The 18,727-nt window shown below is 63.7% G+C and carries 15 protein-coding genes; 7 read left to right on the top strand and 8 right to left on the bottom strand.

Annotated features, from left to right (window positions below):
• The first annotated feature begins 6 nt into the window (after positions 1 to 6).
• On the top strand, positions 7 to 876 hold the full coding sequence (locus tag P0D84_RS33375) for an amidohydrolase family protein (protein WP_408343755.1): 870 nt from the start codon (positions 7 to 9) through the stop codon (positions 874 to 876).
• Positions 877 to 904: 28 nt separating this feature from the next.
• On the opposite strand, the gene P0D84_RS33380 is transcribed toward P0D84_RS33375, so the two are convergent.
• On the bottom strand, positions 905 to 1,609 hold the full coding sequence (locus tag P0D84_RS33380) for a Crp/Fnr family transcriptional regulator (RefSeq protein ID WP_408343757.1): 705 nt from the start codon (positions 1,607 to 1,609) through the stop codon (positions 905 to 907).
• Between the two features lie 194 nt (positions 1,610 to 1,803).
• Here P0D84_RS33380 and P0D84_RS33385 point away from each other — a divergent pair, with 194 nt between their 5' ends.
• Complete coding sequence (locus P0D84_RS33385) at positions 1,804 to 2,571, top strand: class II aldolase/adducin family protein (protein ID WP_408343759.1); 768 nt, start codon at positions 1,804 to 1,806, stop codon at positions 2,569 to 2,571.
• 153 nt (positions 2,572 to 2,724) lie between these two features.
• On the top strand, positions 2,725 to 3,768 hold the full coding sequence (locus tag P0D84_RS33390; RefSeq protein WP_408343761.1) for a 2-dehydropantoate 2-reductase: 1,044 nt from the start codon (positions 2,725 to 2,727) through the stop codon (positions 3,766 to 3,768).
• A 67-nt stretch (positions 3,769 to 3,835) separates the two neighbouring features.
• Here the strand turns inward: P0D84_RS33390 and P0D84_RS33395 are convergent, their stop codons facing one another.
• The 7 genes from P0D84_RS33395 to P0D84_RS33425 form a co-directional block, all read right to left on the bottom strand.
• Positions 3,836 to 4,312, bottom strand: a complete 477-nt coding sequence (locus tag P0D84_RS33395; RefSeq protein ID WP_408343763.1) for a VOC family protein — start codon at positions 4,310 to 4,312, stop codon at positions 3,836 to 3,838.
• Between the two features lie 278 nt (positions 4,313 to 4,590).
• A complete protein-coding gene (locus P0D84_RS33400; protein WP_408343765.1) occupies positions 4,591 to 5,940 on the bottom strand; it encodes a BatD family protein in 1,350 nt (449 codons plus the stop codon).
• The gene (locus tag P0D84_RS33405; RefSeq protein WP_408343767.1) at positions 5,937 to 7,529 is read right to left on the bottom strand and encodes a vWA domain-containing protein; all 1,593 of its coding nucleotides are present in this window, start codon (positions 7,527 to 7,529) and stop codon (positions 5,937 to 5,939) included. Before P0D84_RS33405 ends, P0D84_RS33400 begins: the two co-directional genes overlap by 4 nt.
• Positions 7,519 to 8,556 (bottom strand): vWA domain-containing protein, encoded by a 1,038-nt coding sequence (locus P0D84_RS33410; RefSeq protein WP_408343769.1) that lies wholly within the window; start codon positions 8,554 to 8,556, stop codon positions 7,519 to 7,521. The genes P0D84_RS33405 and P0D84_RS33410 overlap by 11 nt, the downstream gene beginning before the upstream one ends.
• Entirely contained in the window at positions 8,543 to 9,073 is a 531-nt protein-coding gene (locus tag P0D84_RS33415; protein WP_408343771.1) for a DUF4381 domain-containing protein, read from the bottom strand. Before P0D84_RS33415 ends, P0D84_RS33410 begins: the two co-directional genes overlap by 14 nt.
• Positions 9,070 to 10,041: a DUF58 domain-containing protein gene (locus tag P0D84_RS33420; RefSeq protein WP_408343773.1), complete on the bottom strand. Its 972-nt coding sequence runs from the start codon at positions 10,039 to 10,041 to the stop codon at positions 9,070 to 9,072. The genes P0D84_RS33415 and P0D84_RS33420 overlap by 4 nt, the downstream gene beginning before the upstream one ends.
• A gap of 88 nt (positions 10,042 to 10,129) precedes the next feature.
• The gene (locus P0D84_RS33425) at positions 10,130 to 11,089 is read right to left on the bottom strand and encodes an AAA family ATPase (RefSeq protein WP_408343775.1); all 960 of its coding nucleotides are present in this window, start codon (positions 11,087 to 11,089) and stop codon (positions 10,130 to 10,132) included.
• 290 nt (positions 11,090 to 11,379) lie between these two features.
• Here P0D84_RS33425 and P0D84_RS33430 point away from each other — a divergent pair, with 290 nt between their 5' ends.
• The 4 genes from P0D84_RS33430 (at position 11,380) to P0D84_RS33445 (ending at position 18,682) form a co-directional block, all read left to right on the top strand.
• Positions 11,380 to 12,603, top strand: a complete 1,224-nt coding sequence (locus P0D84_RS33430; protein ID WP_408343777.1) for a formylglycine-generating enzyme family protein — start codon at positions 11,380 to 11,382, stop codon at positions 12,601 to 12,603.
• Between the two features lie 88 nt (positions 12,604 to 12,691).
• Positions 12,692 to 13,846, top strand: a complete 1,155-nt coding sequence (locus P0D84_RS33435; RefSeq protein WP_408343779.1) for an HAD family hydrolase — start codon at positions 12,692 to 12,694, stop codon at positions 13,844 to 13,846.
• Between the two features lie 111 nt (positions 13,847 to 13,957).
• On the top strand, positions 13,958 to 15,655 hold the full coding sequence (locus tag P0D84_RS33440) for an arylsulfatase (RefSeq protein ID WP_408343781.1): 1,698 nt from the start codon (positions 13,958 to 13,960) through the stop codon (positions 15,653 to 15,655).
• Between the two features lie 123 nt (positions 15,656 to 15,778).
• A complete protein-coding gene (locus tag P0D84_RS33445) occupies positions 15,779 to 18,682 on the top strand; it encodes a fused MFS/spermidine synthase (RefSeq protein ID WP_408343783.1) in 2,904 nt (967 codons plus the stop codon).
• Positions 18,683 to 18,727: the final 45 nt, after the last annotated feature.

Here is an 18,727-nt window from a genome sequence, read left to right on the forward strand (position 1 = left end):
CATCTCATGGATTCGACTTTGGCTACGATGTACCCGGGCGCATGCGATTGCCACATACATATCTATGCAGAGGGCTATCCCCTCGCGCCTCACGCCACGTTTGTCCCGCCTCCCGCACCCGTGAGCGCGTACCAGCGGATGCAAAAGGAGTTGGGCTTGACGCGCGCCGTCGTGGTGCAACCCACCGGCTATGGTTTCGACAATAGCTGCACCTTGTCGGCATTGGCAAGGTTCGGCGACGCGGCACGCGGCATTGCAATGCTCCCGCCACAGGCACAGCACGACGACAATGAAATTGCCCGTCTGCACGAGGCGGGCATTCGCGGTCTGCGCTACATGATGCTCGCCGGGGGTCTCTCCTCATGGAGCAACCTCGAGGCCGACGCTGCCCGCATCGCCGCGCTCGGCTGGCACATCGATCTCCAGCTCGATGGACGCGACCTGCCGAGCCACGAGTCCGAGCTGAAGGACTTGCCCTGCAAGCTGGTCATCGATCACACTGGCAAGTTCATCGAGCCGGTGCATCCGGACAGCGAAGCGTTCCGCTCGTTGTGCCGCCTGCTCGATCGCGGACAAACCTGGGTCAAGCTTTCCGCACCGTATGAAACGTCTCGCGTTGGCGCACCGGACTACGACGACGTCGCGCTGCTCGCGCGCACGCTCGCCGCGCGTTACCCGGAGCGTTGCCTATGGGGAAGCAACTGGCCGCATCCTAACGCCCAGCCGCGTCCCGTCGATGCACTGCTGCTGGACTGGCTCATCCGCTGTGCCGGCCATGAAAACACGCTGGAAAAGATTCTTGTCGGCAATCCCGAAGCGGTCTACGGCTTCTCTCCGTCGTTGACCTCACGTCGGGGTGTGGCTAGCACCTCGTGACGAAGGGGCGTGGCAGTCATAGTCACGGTCACGGATCTGGATCGCCAAGACTGGCCGCGCGCAATCGGTCGAAATCCAGAATGGCGATTTCCCCGGATTTCAGGCTCACTATGCGTTGGCTTTCAAGGTTCCTGAGCAACTGATTCGTGGTCTGCCGCGACAGCGACACCATTGAAGCCAGGCTGTCTTGCGAGACCCTTATCCTGCTCTGTGACGCGTTCAGACCGCCATACCCGCCGGCGATCATCAGCAAACGATTCGCCACGCGCTGTGCCGCGGGCAACAGGGTCATCGCTTCGGCGTTCTCGAACGAAACCCGCAGTCTTTGCGCCATCAACAACGCAAAATCGCGCCAATAACGGGGCGTGGAATCGAGCAGGCTCTGCAACGCGGATTCGGGCACGTGCAGCAAAAGCGTCCTGCTGACGGCAGTGGCGTCGTTCGGACGCGGCAGCCCGTCGAACATCGAGATTTCCCCCACCCATGCAGTCGGTCCGAGCACCGCGAGCAATGCCTCTTTCCCGTCCATCCCGACTGTGCCGATAGCGAGCGCGCCGCCCAGCACGGCGTACAGTCCATAAGACTGGTCGCCGCGCCGATACAGGATTTGGCCCTTCTCCAGTGTGAGCAGGGTGGCACGACTGACGAGGTAGTCCCGCAACTCGACAGGCAGACCCCGAAACCATGGCGTCGTTTCGAGTTGCGACCGGTAGCGGTGCAGGCTGGATTCCATTGGCGCGTCGACCTGTCGTGTATCTGACAGATTTTAGGCGGCTTCGCGCACATCATGTGGACTCGCATCGGACGACGCAATGACTTTGACCCTTGATGCACCTGCGGCGTCGCAGGGACGGAATGGGCGATTTCGCCGGGCGTTGTTCCACCAGGTTGTTCCATTGCTTGAATCATCGAATAAGGAGTGTCGACATGGCCTCATCTACTGTCAGTCTGAAGAACGACGTGTCACCCGCCGAATGGGAGGCGCGAGTCAATCTCGCGGCCGCGTACCGTCTCACGGCGCTGTTTGGGTGGGACGATCTGGTGTTTACCCACATCTCGGCACGTGTGCCCGGCCCCGACCACCATTTCCTGATCAACCCGTACGGCATGATGTTCGACGAAATCACCGCGTCTTCGCTGGTCAAGATCGGTCTCGACGGCCGCAAGGTGGCCGAATCGCCGTATGACGTCAATCCGGCCGGCTTCACGATCCATAGCGCCGTGCATGCGGCACGCGAAGATGCGCATTGCGTGATGCACACTCACTCGGTCAACGGTGTTGCCGTGTCGGCGCAGGAGGCGGGCTTGCTGCCGCTCTCCCAGCAGTCGCTTGGTGTGCTGGCGTCGCTCGGCTACCACGACTACGAGGGCATCGCGCTCAATGAAGCCGAGAAGCCTCGTCTCGTTCAGGACCTCGGCGGCAACACTTATCTGATGCTGCGCAACCACGGCTTGCTGACGGTCGGCGCGACGCCGGCGGACGCCTTCGTCGCCATGTACTTCTTCGAAGCGGCCTGCATGATTCAGGTGCGTGCCCAGGCAGGTGGCGGAAAGCTCAGGCCCATCCCGCAGCCGATTCTCAACGGCATCAAGGAGCAGATCGGGCTGGTGACGAGGGGCGTCACGCTCGGTGCGCTGGCGTGGCCCGGGTTGCTGCGTCGGCTGGATCGCCGTAACCCCGGATATGCGGACTAGCGCGGTCCGTTCGCACCATGCGCTACGCACTACGCACTACGCACTACGCACTACGCACGATGATAGATGCTGAGCAAACGGCGTAAGCGTCATGAACCGCGTTTGCCGATTCAAGGCATCGCGGATGGGTGGGTAAGTCACGTGAGAACCGATATGGGAAAAATCTTTATCTACGGCGCCGGCTCGATTGGCTGCTATGTTGGCGGACGGCTTCTTGCCGGAGGTAGCGACGTCAGTTTCATCGGGCGTGCACGCATGGCCGAGCAGTTGCGCAGTCAAGGCATCACGCTGTCGCGGCACGACGATAGTCGCTGGTATGTGCCGCCGGAGCGGACCGACGTGTCGACGGACGCGGCCAGCGCCGCCACCGCCGACCTCGTGCTGGTCACCGTCAAGTCTGCCGCGACGCCCACGGCCGCCGCGGAATTGGCCAGCGTGCTTCGCCCCGGCACGATTGTCGTGAGCTTCCAGAACGGCGTGGGCAACGCGGACGTCTTGCGTGCCGCGCTGCCACAGCACACGGTGCTGGAGGGGATGGTGCCCTTCAATGTCGTCGAACGCGGCCCTGGCGCGTTTCATCAAGGTTCAGCGGGCGAACTGGAAATCAGACATACGCCGGCCATGCAGCCGTTCGTCGACGCGTTCAGGCAAGCGGGTCTGCCGCTGATCCAGCACGTCGATATGTTGCCGGTGCAGTGGGCGAAGCTGTTGCTCAACCTCAACAATGCGATCAACGCGTTAGCGAACCGTCCTTTGAAGGAGGAGCTCTCGCAACGCGCCTACCGGCGCTGCCTCGCTATGGCGCAGAAAGAAGCGCTGGCGCTGCTGAAACGGGCCGGCATACGGCCGGCCAAGGTGACGCCGCTTCCGTCAAACTGGATACCGCATGTTCTCGCCGTACCCGATGCAGTATTCGAACGGCTGGGCCGCACGATGCTGACGATCGATCCGCTCGCGCGCTCGTCGATGTCCGACGACCTGGCGGCAGGGCGCGCCACGGAAATCGACTGGATCAACGGCGAGGTCGTGCGCCTCGCCCAACGCCTTGGGCAAACGGCACCGGTCAACGCGCGGCTCTGCGAACTCGTGCGGCAAGCGGAACGCGCCGACGCGCGCCCTGCATGGTCAGGCGAAGCACTGCTGGCCGAGTTGCGGGCTGCGGCGGATGTGCCTTCGATATTGCACGGCAATATCTGAACGCTGGCGCACGCGCAGCCGTTCTTCAATATCCGTCCTCGAAGCGCCTCGAACGCTGTGGCCTTGGTTAACCGGTCGTCGTCCCCGCATAGGCCGATCTGAGCGTGGCGAGGTCCAGCTTCACCATTTTCATCATGGCTTCGGCCACGCGCGTGGCCTTCACTGGATCAGGGTCAGCCATCATCCGCAGTAGCTCGGACGGACAGATCTGCCACGAGACGCCGAAGCGGTCTTTCAGCCAGCCGCACGCATCCGTTGAACCGCCGCCCTCGAGCAGGGCGTTCCAATAGCGGTCGACTTCTGCCTGATCGTCACAATTGACCAGCAGGGATATCGCATGGTTGAACGGATCGCCCCCCCCAGAACTCATGGCGATGAAGGGCTGCCCAAACAGAACGAAATCGACAACCTTCGTGGCACCGGCGCTCGGCACCGCCGTGACCCGCGTGATGCGTGAGTCGGGAAAGATAGCCGTATAGAACGCTGCGACCTCTTCAGCTTCCGTGGCGTACCAAAGAAAAGGCGTGATCTTTTGAATCGTCATGGCAAATCTCCTTTCAGTGATGGCTATATGTGCAGGCAAGCCGCATGCCGCCATTGGGACGACGAAGCAATAGCATCAAGATCGACAGGCCAGGAAGAAAAGTTTCACTTTTTATCCGCTTCGGCCATCCGGGTATGACCCCAGTTGCCTTGCTGTTAGTGACTGCGCCGAGCCTCATGCGCCGACTCTGTCGACCTCTTCCACCCGGCGTTTGGCGTATTCCCAACGCGCCTCATGCGCGTTTCGTCGGCGCAATCACTCGAGAGGATCTCTATTTCCTAATACTCATTGAGCGGCGGAAGCGGCGCCCTTTCCTGCCGCTGCACCTGTTGCCTTTTCCAAACGCGTAACAGCGCGGTTTCCGTATCCGCCCAGCGAAATTCGCGCGTGGCGCGTTCGGCAAACTGTGCGGTTACCGCATCGGCCAGCTCCGCTACTTTCGGCTCCTCCTTGCGCGGGAGGTTGGCCAGCCGCGCCGGATGTCCGAACTCCCCGCTCCGATCCATCCAGCGATACAAAGCCGGAATGGTCCGCCGCCATTCGCCCTTGCGCGCAACCGCGCATAGCGTGCGCCACGCTACCGTGTCGCTTGCGAGCCACCGCTTGCGCGCGTCGCTCGCCCGATGTTTTGCGCGGCGCAAGAACATGACGATGCGCCCCCGTGCCCACGCCACCACCAGCAGGCCCAGCACGATCGCACAGCCGGCGATCAACTGCCCACTGTGAATCACAATGATTCGGTGGGGAATGCCCTGGCTCATCACATCGGCGGGGATTTCGAAGAGGGGTTTCTCGCGCGCGGTGGACGCGGAAAACGTCACCCCCGGCAACGCGATCGTCTCTTTCTTTTGCGTCTTCGTGTTCCACCATTCAATCGTCACAGGCGGCAGCTTGAACCGGCCGTTGTGATCGGCGATGTAGGTCACGCTGTCGGTTCGCTCGCCCGCGACCAGTCCCACCCGGTCCTGCACGATGTTGCGGGTCGTGGACGGTTTGGCGTAGCGCTTCAATCCGTCGACTTCGCCGAGATTGGCCGGCGGAATCAGCATCGACTCGGTGCCGGCCGCGCTTTGCGTGATGGTGCGCGTGATCGAATCGCCCACGCGAAGCTGCTGCTTCGACGGTTCGATTTTTTGCGTCGCCGTGAGCTTCGCGGTCGGAAAGAATACGGCCATGTCCTGCGCGCCCGGCGGCACGGTCGCCACGAGTTTGAGCGCGGGCGTCATCACTTGCACCGGGGCGTTCGTGCCACCTGGGTAGACGGTGATCGCAAACGGCGGGATGTCGTAGGTCTTGCCGGCCTGAGGCGCAATGCGATAGGCGCGGCTCACGCCGAACCAGCGCACGCCGTCGATGTCCTCGGAAAGGTTGTCGGCCTGCTCGTCCGGCAAACTCACGATCGCATCGGCGACGGTGAAGAGCGGCCAGTTCGGCGCCTCGGTAAACCAGGTGGTCGTCAGCAGATCGACGACGAGCTTGACCTCGCTGCCCGCAACGACCGGGCCGGCCGGTTCGAGATGAGCGCGAACCATGGTCCGCGGCGCAGGGTCGGCAAAGGCCGGTAGCGGTGAGCAAGCTGCGCCAAGCCATGCAATGACGAGCAGAAACCGCAGGAAAGTCGCTGTCATGGCGCGCCCGCTCCCTTGGCCTCAGACTCCGCTTCAAAGCGCTGCTGCAGAAAAACCGCGGGCGAGGTATTCAGGTTGCGCATCCAGACCTCTTCGCTCGGACGCGGCGCCCCCTGGATCACGGTCGACGTGCCCCGCCCGTTCTTTTTGTCGGTCTCGACCTGATCCGGTGCCTCCTCCTCCGGGTCCATTTCATCCTGCTGGTCTTTTGCGAGCAAGCGCTGCAAGAACGCGCGATTGGCCGCCGCCTCGCGCAGCGCAGGCTGAAGTTTGAGCGCGTTGTCGTAGGCTTTGATGGCGGCGGCGTAATCATCCAGATGCGCGAGCGTATTGCCCATGTAGAAATACGCCTGCGCCGTCTTCAGACGCGAAAAACTTTCGAGGGCGCCGGCATAGTCGCCCGCGAGATATTGCGCGCGCCCTTTCCACATCGGATCGTCGAAGCGTTGCGCGGCTACCCTGTAATCGCCGTGCTCGAAATTCCAGCGGCCTTGCTGATCGTGCGTGGCGAACAGATCGATCCAGCGCCATTCGGCAGCCTGTGCATGACGGGGCATGGCACTGAAGGCGAGCGAAATCAGCACCACAGGTAGCCACTTGACGGTCCAGCCGCGCCGGAAACTCCACAACGCGAGCAGCAGCAATGGAACGACGAGCCAGTAGCCCGTCTCTTTCCAGCGCGGCACGATCTTCGACGCTTCCTCTTGCGCGAGGTATGCCTGCGCACGATGCTGGACCCACACCACGTCGTCGTCATCCACGCGCATGCTGGCGAGCGGAATGTCGGCGTCATTCGCCACCTTGCGGATCGCGTCGGTATCGAAGGTGCCCATCAGCGGGTGGCCTTCGGGGTCCATCGCGATCATGCCGTCGGGGCCGCGTATCGGCCCGCCATTTGCCGTGCCGACCGCGAGCCACAGCAGTTGATGCCGCAGTGCTTTGGCCTTTTGCACGAAGGCGTCGGTCTGATTCGTATCGAAGCCGTCGCTCATGAAAACAATCGTGCCCGCGGCGGGATCGTTCGCCAGAAGCCGCTCGGCGGCATCGAGTCCGGCGGTGGCGTTCTTGCCGTCACGCGGCATCAGCGCGGGCGACAGCGCCGGCACATAAAGTTCGAGCATGGCCGGGTCCTCGGTGGGCGGCACGACGAGGTGGCCCGTCGAGGCGAACACCACCAGCCCGGTGCGTGCGCCTTTGCGCGCCCTCGCGAGATCGAGCACCTTCTGTTTGGCACGTTCGAGCCGGGTGGGCGCGACGTCGGTCGCGTCCATCGAATGCGCCAGTTCAAGGACGACGACGAGCGGCGCCTTGTCCTGATTGAATGGCGGGCGCTCCTGCTGCCAGGTCGGCCCCGCCGCGGCGAGCGCGCCGATGCCGAGCAGCAGAGCCAGCGTGTGAACCGGCTGAATCACGCGGCGTTTCGTGTCGCCGACGATCAGGTGTTCCAGCAACACCGGATCGATGACGTTGCGCCAGCGCGCGCGCACGCTGTTGCGACGAAACCAGACGAGCGGCAACAGCACGGCGGGAATCAACAGCAGCAACCATCCCGGCCGCAGAAAATGAAAAGCCGTCAGATCAATTTCCACGACGGGCCTCCGCAATGGCCACACGTTCCGGAGCTGGCTCGCGACGTGGCGCGCGCAGCACCGCGATCAGCAGCGCCAGCACGTGGTAGAGCGCGAAAATCGCCACCGCCAGCCCGGCCGGCACCCAGTAGAAATCGCGCTGCGGCCGGTAGATTTCGCGCTTCACTTTCTCGGGCGTGAGTTTGTCGAGCGTGGCGTAGACGTCGGCGAGGTCCTGTTGCCGTCCAAGCGCGCGAAACGCCCGGCCGCCGGTAATGCTCGACATGCGGGCGAGCGCATCGAGATCGACCTTGTCCTCGCCGGTCGTGTTCGGATCGCCAATGCCGATGGTGTGGATCACCAGTTTGTGGTCTTTGGCGATTTCGGCGGCGCGCTCGGGCGGAATGGCGCTGCTGGTGTCGTTGCCGTCGGTCAGCAGGATCAGCACCTTCTCCGGCGCCGGTGAATTCGCCATCAGCTTCACCGTCAGGCCGATCGCGTCGCCAATGGCGGTACGCGGCCCTGCCATGCCGATCTGCATCTGGTCGAGCAGAACCTGCACGGCGGCGTGATCGAGCGTGAGCGGCGCCTGCGGATAGGCGGCGTCGCCGAATACCACGAGGCCGAGGCGGTCGCCCTTGCGCTTCGCGATGAAATCGGCCACCACACCTTTGACCGCGCTCAAGCGGTCCATCCGGACGCCGGCGGCATCGACGAAATCGCGCGTTGCCATCGAACCCGACAGGTCGATGGCGAGCATCAGATCGCGCGCGGGTTCTTCGCGCACGATCGGCGCTTCGACATAGACCGGTTTGGCGGCTGCGATCACGAGCAGCACCCACAGCAATGGCATTAGCAGACGTTGCAGCCAGTTGCGGCGCAAGCGCACGCCACCGGGTGCCGGCTTTTCGCCGGCAGCCTCCGCCATTTCATGAAAGAACGGCACGCGCACCGCAGAGGCTCTTGTCCGATAGGCCGGCACCAGCCACCACACGAAAAGCGGCAGCGGCAGCAGCGCGAACATCCACGGAAAATCAAATTTCCACATGATGACGCTCGATCCAGTCGCGGGTGTGGCCGATGAGCGCTGCCGCGTCGCCGTCGGAAATTGCGGCAACCGCTTCGGGCGGCGCATAGCTCGCGAGTGCGAGGAGCGCGCCGCTTCTGGCGTCGAAGCGGCCGCGTGTGCGTTGCAAAAACGCGATCCATTCACCGCCGGTCAACGCCGCAACCTGCTCGCGCGGCGCGGCCACGAGCGCGGTGCGCTTGATCAGGCGCGGTATGGCGGCGAGCGCGTCCGCACGCTGTTCACGGTCCGCGTGGGCGGACGCAAGGCTGGCTTCAATGCTCGCCAGCTCAGCGAGCGCGGCCCGTCTGTAGCGCTCCCTGGCGCGGCGGCGGCGGGCAAGCCAGAACACCACGCCGAGCGCCACTAGCAGCAAAACGGCAACGAACACCCAGCCGATCGTATGCGGCGCGTACGACACCGTTTCCGGCAACGGCAACTCCTGCAACGCCTTGAGTTGTCCCGAAGAATCCGGCGGGACGAGCGACGCATCGCTCATAGACCGCTCCCCGTGGCCGGTCGCGCGCGCTGGCCGAACAACCGCCGCACCTGCTCGACTGTCGGCTCCGCTGTCGAGAGCGCCATCAGCGGTACGCCGCTCGAGCGCAGCAATTCCGCCACCTCGGCGGTGCGGCCGCTGAACAGGCTCGACAACGGTGCACGGACGCGCTCCTGCTCGATCCGCAGTTCCACCTGCAGATGTCCTTCGCTGACCACCAGCGCGCGGTGTTCGGGCATCTGCTGCCACAAGGGATCGAAGACCATTGCCGCGACGACGTCGTTGTGCGCCGACAACTGCCGCAACAGCCGCTGCGTGCGTTCGTCCGCGCCGGCAAAATCGCTGACGATGCAGATCAGGTAATCGTGACCGGCTAGCTGAAGCACGCCTTCGAGCGCCGCGTTCAGTTGCGCGTAGTCGGTGCGCGCTTCGCTGTCGGCATGCAGCGCGCGGTTCATCGCGGCGAGCGCGCCGAACAGGACCTTGATCCGGCTGCGGCTGCGCAGCGGCCTCACCCGCACGATGCGGCTGTCGTCGAACAGCACGCCGCCAACCCGGTCGCCGGCCGTGAAGCCCATCCACACGGCAAGCGCGGCCACTTCAGCGGCCACCACCGATTTGAACGCGCGGCGCGAGCCAAAAAACATACTCATGCGCTGGTCGACCACCACCAGCAGCGGCCGGTCACGCTCTTCGGTATAGGCGCGAATCTGCGGCTTGCCGAGGCGCAGCGAGACCTTCCAGTCGATGTGACGGACATCGTCGCCGGGCAGGTAGGCGCGAATCTCCTCGAAATTGAGCCCACGCCCACGCAAGCGCGACGCGTGACTGCCCGACAGCACACTCGATACCGGCGCCGGCGCGATAAAGCTCAGCCCGCGGGCATGAAACTCGAGCTTCGCGAGATGCGCTGCGTCGACATACACGCGGCCATCGGCTGACGGTGCGGAGCTTGCGGATTCGGACATCAAGACCACGGCGATCCCCCGCGTCGATGCGTCGATGCTTATTGCGCCATACGCCATATGCTATACGCCGTGCGCTCTGCGCCGTGCTTCAGGCCGGCACGGCAACCTTTTCGATCAGCCGGTCGACCACGGCGTCGGCACTAATATTTTCGGCATTGGCGTCATAAGACAGTATCAGCCGATGCCGCAGTACCGGATGAACGACCGCGCGCACGTCGTCGGGCGTGACGAATGTGCGGTCCTGCAACCAGGCCTGCACGCGACTCGCGCGGTCAAGGCCGATCGAACCGCGCGGGCTCGCGCCGATTTCGATCCATTTGCCGAGCTCGGCGTCGAGTTCCCTACCATGCCGGGTGGCATTGACGAGCGACACAATGTAGTCGTCCACCGCCGGAGCAACCGTAATGCGCCTGATTTCGTCACGCACAGCGAAGATGACCTCCTGTGCGAGCACATTGGGCATGTTGTCCGCCTCGCCGCTTTCGCGGCGCAGCAGCCGCAACATATCGACCTCGCTTTGTGGCGACGGATAACTAATTAACACCTTAAGAAGAAACCGGTCCATTTGCGCTTCAGGCAGTGGATAAGTGCCTTCCTGTTCGATCGGATTTTGCGTTGCCATGACAAGAAACAGATCTGACATCTTATGCGTTTTACCAGCCACGGAAATCTGCCGCTCTTCCATTGCTTCCAATAACGCGGACTGAACTTTGGCGGGCGCACGATTAATTTCATCGGCGAGAATCAGATTACCGAAGATCGGACCCGGCTGAAAACTGAGCGTGCGCTCCGTGCCGCTTTGCAGCAATGTTTCAGCGCCGGTGATGTCGGACGGCAACAGGTCGGGGGTGAACTGAATGCGGCTCATGGTGGCCGCGAGGCGCGTGGCAATGGCTTTGACGGTACGGGTCTTCGCGAGTCCGGGCAGACTTTCGAGCAGCACGTGACCGTCTGCCAGCAGTGCAATGAGTATCTGCCGAACCACGGCTTGCTGGCCCACTATCGCTTCGTTGACGCTCGATTCGAAACGCAGGATCGTTTCGCGCATAGATCTCGATTCCCGATTTTTTTGCTGGTGGGACAACTTGAATGCCGACGATCGCCGCCAGATACGTTAATGCACGAGCGGTCTTTCGTCAAAGTTTCGCTCATAAGTAAAAAAAGCGTGAAATGTGTTTAAAAAATTGATAGCCTGCGTGTCAGGTTTGCTAACCAGCAATCGACACATTTCTATTCGGCATAAATCGTTATTCCGTATCGCTAAGCTTCTTCCGTGCAAAAAGGGAGCCGGCCCATGCTTGCTAAAGGGACTGCCGCTTCACCCGTGTATGAGAAGGGATGATGAATTCAGGAAAACGTAGCACGGTAACGGATGCTCGCGCTAAAGGCACGCCCGCCGCGCGCTATCGCAAGCTACTCCTGTGGGGAGGGCTTCTCGTCATGCTTCCCGCATGCGTCGGCGCGGCGGTCAGCTGGGCTGTCACCTCACATAATCAACCTCATCCGCAAGTTGTCTATGGCGACGGGACGCATGGTCCGCTCGGCATGGCTTGGGTTCCCGGCGGACAATTCCTGATGGGCAGCGACTCGAAGCAGGCGCAGCCCAACGAGCGCCCCGCCCACAAGGTGCGTGTGCACGGTTTCTGGATGGACCGTCATCACGTCACCAATGCCGAATTCCGCAAATTCGTCGAAGCAACCGGCTACGTCACCACCGCCGAGAAGAAACCTGATTGGGATACCTTGAAGGTGCAATTGCCGCCCGGCACGCCGCGCCCGCCGGATAGCGCAATGGTCGCGGGGGCGATGGTGTTCGTCGGCACGAACCGTCCGGTGCCGCTGGAAGACTATTCGCAGTGGTGGCGCTATGTGCCTGGCGCGAACTGGCGGCATCCCACGGGACCGGACAGCAACATCATCGGCAAGGACGATCATCCGGTCGTTCAGGTTTCCTACGAAGATGCGCAGGCTTATGCGAAATGGGCCGGCAAACGCTTGCCTACCGAAGCCGAATGGGAGTTCGCCGCGCGTGGCGGGCTCGAACAGGCCACTTACGCCTGGGGCAATCAGTTCGCGCCGAACGGCAAGCAGATGGCCAACGTCTGGCAGGGCCAACAGGTGCAGTCATTCCCGGTGGTCAGCCCGAAGGCGGGCGGGGCACTCGGCACGAGTCCGGTCGGCACTTTTCCGGCGAACGGCTATGGGCTGTCGGACATGACCGGCAACGCCTGGCAGTGGGTAGCCGACTGGTATCGCGCCGACCAGTTCCGGCGTGAAGCGGTGAGCACCAGCACGATCGACAATCCGGTCGGCCCACGCGACTCGTGGGATCCGGCCGACCAGGGTGTCCCTGTCGACGCCCCCAAGCGCGTCACTCGCGGCGGCTCGTTCCTCTGCAATGAGGATTACTGCCTGAGCTACCGTCCAAGCGCGCGGCGCGGCACCGACCCCTACAACAGCATGTCGCATCTCGGCTTTCGTCTCGTGATGGACGAAGACACCTGGAAGCAACCGCTTGCACGTCAGGCATCGGCCCGCGCCGCCGACGCAGACGGAAGCTAGGGCGCTCTGCCCTTTCGAGCTGGTCCCGTTTCTCCCGCGCGCGTGTCGCTCGCGGGTCATGGAATTGTGCAATCGGAATGGAGGTTGGATGCGTTCGAGCTGTGAGCCAAGATGGCCAGAGCAGGCTGCGGGGCCGATCCGCGCTGCGGGTGCGCCTGTATTCAAGTCGGTATCCGGGTCTGCATCCGGGTCTGCATCCCGGTCGACATTCGGGTCGGCGTTCGGCGCTGCTCTCGTCGCGCTCGTCGTCGCGCTAGGCACCGCCGGTTGCACGACGCCTGGTGTTACGGACGCACCATCACCGCCCGCGGCAGTCAGTTCGACCGCCGCGCTGCCGTCCTGGCGTGACGGAGCGGCCAAACAAACGATCGAGAAATTCGTCGCCGACGTCACCCGTGCAGGCTCGCCGAACTTCGTCCCGCCGGCCGAGCGCATCGCCGTGTTCGACAACGACGGCACGCTGTGGAGCGAACAGCCGCTGTACTTCCAGTTCGCCTTCATGCTCGACCAGGTGAAAGCGGCGGCGCCGAAGCATCCGGAGTGGAAGAACAATCCGGCTTTCAAGGCACTCGTTGCCAAAGACTACGCCGCGTTGGCGAGCCAGCAGAAACAGGTACTGCAACTGGTCGCCGTCGCCAATAGCGGCATGACCGTGGACGACTACGACAAGACCATCCGCGACTGGCTGGCCAGCGCCCGGCATCCAAAATTCAACCGCCCCTACACCGAGCTCGTCTATCAGCCGCAACTGGAGTTGCTCGCCTACCTGCGCGCCAACGGCTTCAAGACCTTCATCGTGTCGGGCGGCACCATCGAATTCATGCGCCCGTGGGCGGAGAAAGCGTATGGCATTCCGCCCGAGCAGGTGATCGGCTCGAGCCAGCTCGTGCAATACCAGATGCATGACGGTCAGGCCGCGCTGGTGCGCCTGCCGAAACTCGATTTCGTCGACGACGGTCCCGGCAAACCTGTCGGCATCTATCGGAACATCGGCCGCAAACCCATTCTCGCGTTCGGCAATTCGGACGGCGATCTGCAGATGCTGCAGTACACCGCGTCCGGCAGCGGCCCGCACCTCGCCTTGCTGGTGCATCACGACGATGCAGTACGCGAATTCGCGTACGACCGCACCTCGAAGATCGGCAAGCTCGACAAGGCGTGGGATGAAGCGATCGTCGACGGCTGGACCGTGGTCAGCATGAAGGACGACTGGCAAACCATTTATCCCGCGCCGAAGCAGTAAGCGGACGCGGGAGAGCGCGAGCCGCGCGCAGGTTGCGGCCGCGACGAGGCAACCCCGTGCGCAGGGAACGCGTAGCGGGTGAACCGAAGTCAACTCCATTGGAGCGACACAATGAGAATGTTCCTGCGCAAGGGGCGCTACGCAGCCGGGGCGACAGTGGTCGCGCTGGCCGCGTTCGCCGCATTGATTCTTCCCTCCATCAACGCGCCCGCGCAGACTCAGGCGCCGGCGAAACCGGCGGCGCCACCGGCCACCAGCGCGCCGCAGCAACAGCCCGCCGCTAAGAATTCATCCAAACCGAACATCCTCGTGATCTTCGGCGACGATATCGGGCAGGCGAATATCAGCGCCTACGCGCGCGGCGTGGTGGGCTACAAGACGCCGAACATCGACCGCGTGGCCAACGAAGGGATGATCTTCACGGACTACTACGCCGAGAACAGTTGCACGGCGGGGCGTTCGTCGTTCATCACCGGCCAGTCGCCGTTGCGTACGGGGCTCTCCAAGGTCGGCGCGCCGGGCGCACCGGTCGGTCTGCAAAAGACCGATATGACGATCGCCCAGGCGCTCAAACCGCTCGGCTATGCAACCGGTCAATTCGGCAAGAACCACCTGGGCGACAAGAACGAGTACCTGCCGACCAACCACGGCTTCGACGAGTTCTACGGCAACCTGTACCACCTGAACGCCGAGGAAGAACCCGAGCGTCCCTATTGGCCGAAGGACAAGAACGACCCATACGTGAAGAACTTCTCGCCGCGCGGCGTGATTCATAGCACCTCGGACGGCAAGGTTCAGGACACCGGCCCGCTCACGGCCAAGCGCATGGAAACCATCGACGACGAAACCGGCGCCCATGCGGAAGAGTTCATCCGCAAGCAGGTCAAGAACGGCACGCCGTTCTTCGTCTGGATGAACTTCACGCGCATGCACGTGTTTACGCACGTGCGGCCCGAGTTCAGAGGCAAGAGCGGCATGCCCGGCAACGAATACGCCGACGGCATGTGGGAGCACGACCAGGACGTCGGCAAACTGCTCAAGCTCCTCGACGATCTGAATATTTCTAAAAACACCATCGTCATCTACACGACCGACAACGGGCCGAATGCGTTCACGTGGCCCGATGCAGCAACCACACCCTTCCGCAGCGAAAAGGACTCCAACTGGGAGGGCGCGTTCCGTGTACCCGCGATGATCCGCTGGCCGGGACATATCAAGCCGGGCGAAACGTCCAATGAGATGATCTCGGGGCTCGACTGGTTCCCGACGCTGCTCGCCGCGGCGGGCGACACCGGCGTGAAGGACCGGCTCCTCAAGGGCTGGGCGCCCAAGGCGGGCGGCGCCAGCTTCAAGAATCACCTTGACGGCTACAACCAGTTGCCATTCCTGACCGGGCAGACAAACAAGGATCCACGAACCGAGTTCTACTATTTCGACGACGACGGAGATCTGGTGGCGATGCGCTGGGATCAGGACGGCACCGCTTGGAAGGCAGTGTTCTGCGAACAGCGCGCCCAGGGCAATCTGAATATCTGGGAGGACCCGCTCGTCTGCCTGCGTCTGCCCAAGCTGTTCAACCTGCGCATGGATCCCTATGAACGGGCGGACATCACCTCCGATCAGTACAACGACTGGCTGACGAAGAACGTCTACCTGAATGGCATCGCGACGATGAAAGCATCGGCGTTCCTGCAGACCTTCGTCACCTATCCGCCGAGCCAGCGCCCCGCGAGCTTCAGCGTGGATGGCGTGCGCAGGCAGGTCGACAAGAAGATTGACGAGTCCTTCAAGAAGCGCGGACTCGAGTAATACGTCGCGCGGTTGCGCCTGCCGGCCTGGGACCGGCGGGCGCAACTTCCGGATGCCGTTGCGTTGCACACCGCGTCAAGCCCATTCAGGTCTATCGACACCCTCCCCCTCACCATTCACTCCATGACCCAAACGCTGGCCAACCGTGCCAAAAGCTCACGCCGTGAGCGCCGTGCACATGAACGCGCACAGCGTCGCGACGATGCTCACGTGCATGAACCCCAGAAAGAAGCTGCCAGCCCAGGCCTGCCGATTGCCTGGCCGTTGCTGCTTCTGTTCGCCTCGGGCGGCGCATCGCTGATTTACCAGGTGTTGTGGATCAAGCAGCTCGCGCTGGTGGTGGGCGTCGAGGTGCAAGCCGTCACCACCGGCGTCAGCGCGTTTTTCGCGGGCCTTGCAATCGGCGGCTGGGTCTTCGGCAGACTCGCCGACCGGCTTGCACGGCCCTTGCGCCTCTATGCGCTGCTCGAAGCCGGCGTGCTGGTGCTGGCCCTCGCCAGCACGTGGCTGCTGCCGCATGCCGCGGCGCCGTTTGCCTCGTTGCAAGATCGGATCGGACTGTTGGCCTGGGCATTGCCCTTCGGTTTGGTCGGCTTGCCTGCCGTGCTGATGGGCGGCACGCTGCCGGTGCTGATGCGCGCGCTGTGCCCCGCCGCCATCCATCTGGGCCGCGCCGGCGCCCGGCTCTATGCGGCCAATACGGCCGGTGCGATTGCCGGCACATTGGCGGCGAGTTTTGTGCTGATTCCGTGGCTCGGTGTGTTCGGCAGCGCTTGCGCCGCTGCCGTGCTGAACGCCGGCGCGGCGCTTGTTGCCGCCCTACCTGGACGCATGCAGCAGGCCTTGCTGGCGGTAGATGAGTCAACCTCATCGAGCGTCGCTTCGCCGCAGTCTACGGCGGACATCGCGCATGACACGCGTTCCCCGGTCGCTGCGGTGCGGACCGCGGACGACACATCCTCCCCGGATGCTGCGGCGCGTAACGCACGCGAGGCGTCCTCTTCCGCTGCTACGGTGCGGACCGTGCGCGACGCGTCCTCCTCGGCTGCTGCGATGCAGACCGCGCGCGACGCCTCCTCCTCAGCTGCTGCCGTGCGGACCGCGCGCGACGCGTCCTCCTCGGCTGCTGCGGTGCGGACCGCGCGCGACGCCTCCTCTCAATCGCCTCGCACCGACATCGCACGCAACACGCTTGTCTCAAAGGGCCGCCTTGCGCTCGTGCTCTACGCGATCGCCGGCGGCGTCGCGCTCGGCTACGAGGTGGTGTGGTCGCAGGTGATCGTGCAATTCATCAGCACGCGCAGTTTTGCCTTCGCCGTGGTGCTGGCCACCTATCTGCTGGGCCTCGCGCTCGGCAGCGCGCTGGCGTCGCGCTACGCCGATCGGGCGCGCGATCCATGGGGCGCATTCGCGACGCTGATCGTCGCGGCTGGACTGGTCGCGCTGCTGGAGATCGCCGTGCTGGGCAACTGGCTGCCGCACTGGCAAAGCCTCGCGCGAGAAGCCGTGCTCGGCGCCACCGACAGCCTGCTGAGCGCCATGTGCGCAGGCTTCGCGGTAGCGGCCGTATGCGTCGTCTTCGTGCCTACGCTGCTGTTGGGCGCGGCGTTCCCCTTCGCGTTACGTTTGAACGTGGACAACCGGCACACAGGGCGCGATGTCGGTGCCGTCGTGGCGCTCAATACCGTCGGCGGGATCGCCGGGACCCTGCTGACCGGTTTCGTGCTCGTGCCGATGCTGGGCCTCGTTCACACACTCGCCGCGCTTGCCGTCGTCGCGGGCGCCGTGAGTCTGATCGCCGTGCTGCGCGGCTCGGACGTGCGGCCATTCGCGCGCTGGAGCGTGCCTGTTCTTGCCGTGCTGACGCTCATCACCGTGTTCGTAACGCCATCGGACCGGCTCGCCACGCTGCTCGCCGAATCGCGCGGCGGTCATCTCACGTTCTACGAAGAGAGCACGGGCGGCACGGTGGCGGTCGTCGAACAAAACGCCGGCCAGCGACAATTCCGGCGGCTCTATATCCAGGGGGTCTCCAACTCCGGCGACACGATGGCCTCGCTGCGATACATGCGCCTGCAAGCCCTGCTGCCTTTGCTCATCCACCGCGACACGCCGCGCACGGCGCTGGTCATCGGCCTGGGCACCGGCATTACCGGCGGTGCGCTGTTGACGTGGCCGGGGCTGGAACGCCGCGCGGTCGCCGAATTGTTGCCGGCCGTGGTACGCGCCGCGCCGCAGTTCAAGGGCAACTACAGCATGAGCACCGATGCCCGCATGGACATCCGGATGCGCGACGGCCGGCGCGAACTATTGCGCAACGCCGAACGCTACGATCTGATCACGCTCGAACCGCCGCCGCCGTCGGCCGCGGGGGTTGTGAATCTGTACTCGTCGGACTTCTATCGGCTGGCGGCGTCGCGCCTGGAGCAAGGCGGCATCGTCGCGCAATGGCTGCCGTTGCCGACGCAAAATGAACAGGACACGCGCGCGCTGATCCAGAGCTTTATCCAGGTGTTTCCGCATGCCGCGTTGTGGACCACGGAATTGCACGAGATGATGCTGGTGGGTTCGATGCAGCCGCTCGAACTGGACGTGCCGCGAATCCAGGCGCGCTTTGCACAACCGCAGGTCGCCGCGGCACTGCGCGAAGTCGGTATCGCGTCGCCGGCAGCGCTGCTGGCCACCTGGATCACTGATCGTGCCGGCCTCGCGTACTACGCCGCCGACGCTCAAGCGGTCACGGACGACCAGCCTCGCATCGAGTACGCCCCATGGGTTCGCCACGACGCATTTCCGACGACGCTGGCCCACCTGCTCGCGCTTCACACCGAGCCGCCGTTGCAGGGCGCCGACGACGCGTTTCGCACCGCCATGGAGAACTCGCGCGGCGCATTGCAGAGCTTTTATGCGGCCGGACTGGATGCTTATAAAGGCGATCGGGATGCGTGGGCGCAGGACATCGGCGACGCCTTACGCACGGATCCGGGCAACGCTTACTACCGGTGGCTCGTTGGAGACGGCAACTAGCCGTCTTGAGCCGCTGTCGAGCATCTGCCTCGCGAGACAACGCGT

Source organism: Paraburkholderia sp. RL17-337-BIB-A (assembly GCF_046025895.1).
Classification (GTDB): domain Bacteria; phylum Pseudomonadota; class Gammaproteobacteria; order Burkholderiales; family Burkholderiaceae; genus Paraburkholderia; species Paraburkholderia fungorum_C.

Bases quoted from the DNA above. Each gene is read 5' to 3' on its own strand.
- P0D84_RS33375 (WP_408343755.1), top strand. From the start codon at position 7: ATGGATTCGACTTTGGCTACGATGTACCCGGGCGCATGCGATTGCCAC.
- P0D84_RS33380 (WP_408343757.1), bottom strand. From the start codon at position 1,609: ATGGAATCCAGCCTGCACCGCTACCGGTCGCAACTCGAAACGACGCCA.
- P0D84_RS33385 (WP_408343759.1), top strand. From the start codon at position 1,804: ATGGCCTCATCTACTGTCAGTCTGAAGAACGACGTGTCACCCGCCGAA.
- P0D84_RS33390 (WP_408343761.1), top strand. From the start codon at position 2,725: ATGGGAAAAATCTTTATCTACGGCGCCGGCTCGATTGGCTGCTATGTT.
- P0D84_RS33395 (WP_408343763.1), bottom strand. From the start codon at position 4,312: ATGACGATTCAAAAGATCACGCCTTTTCTTTGGTACGCCACGGAAGCT.
- P0D84_RS33400 (WP_408343765.1), bottom strand. From the start codon at position 5,940: ATGACAGCGACTTTCCTGCGGTTTCTGCTCGTCATTGCATGGCTTGGC.
- P0D84_RS33410 (WP_408343769.1), bottom strand. From the start codon at position 8,556: ATGTGGAAATTTGATTTTCCGTGGATGTTCGCGCTGCTGCCGCTGCCG.
- P0D84_RS33415 (WP_408343771.1), bottom strand. From the start codon at position 9,073: ATGAGCGATGCGTCGCTCGTCCCGCCGGATTCTTCGGGACAACTCAAG.
- P0D84_RS33420 (WP_408343773.1), bottom strand. From the start codon at position 10,041: ATGTCCGAATCCGCAAGCTCCGCACCGTCAGCCGATGGCCGCGTGTAT.
- P0D84_RS33425 (WP_408343775.1), bottom strand. From the start codon at position 11,089: ATGCGCGAAACGATCCTGCGTTTCGAATCGAGCGTCAACGAAGCGATA.
- P0D84_RS33430 (WP_408343777.1), top strand. From the start codon at position 11,380: ATGATGAATTCAGGAAAACGTAGCACGGTAACGGATGCTCGCGCTAAA.
- P0D84_RS33435 (WP_408343779.1), top strand. From the start codon at position 12,692: ATGCGTTCGAGCTGTGAGCCAAGATGGCCAGAGCAGGCTGCGGGGCCG.
- P0D84_RS33440 (WP_408343781.1), top strand. From the start codon at position 13,958: ATGAGAATGTTCCTGCGCAAGGGGCGCTACGCAGCCGGGGCGACAGTG.
- P0D84_RS33445 (WP_408343783.1), top strand. From the start codon at position 15,779: ATGACCCAAACGCTGGCCAACCGTGCCAAAAGCTCACGCCGTGAGCGC.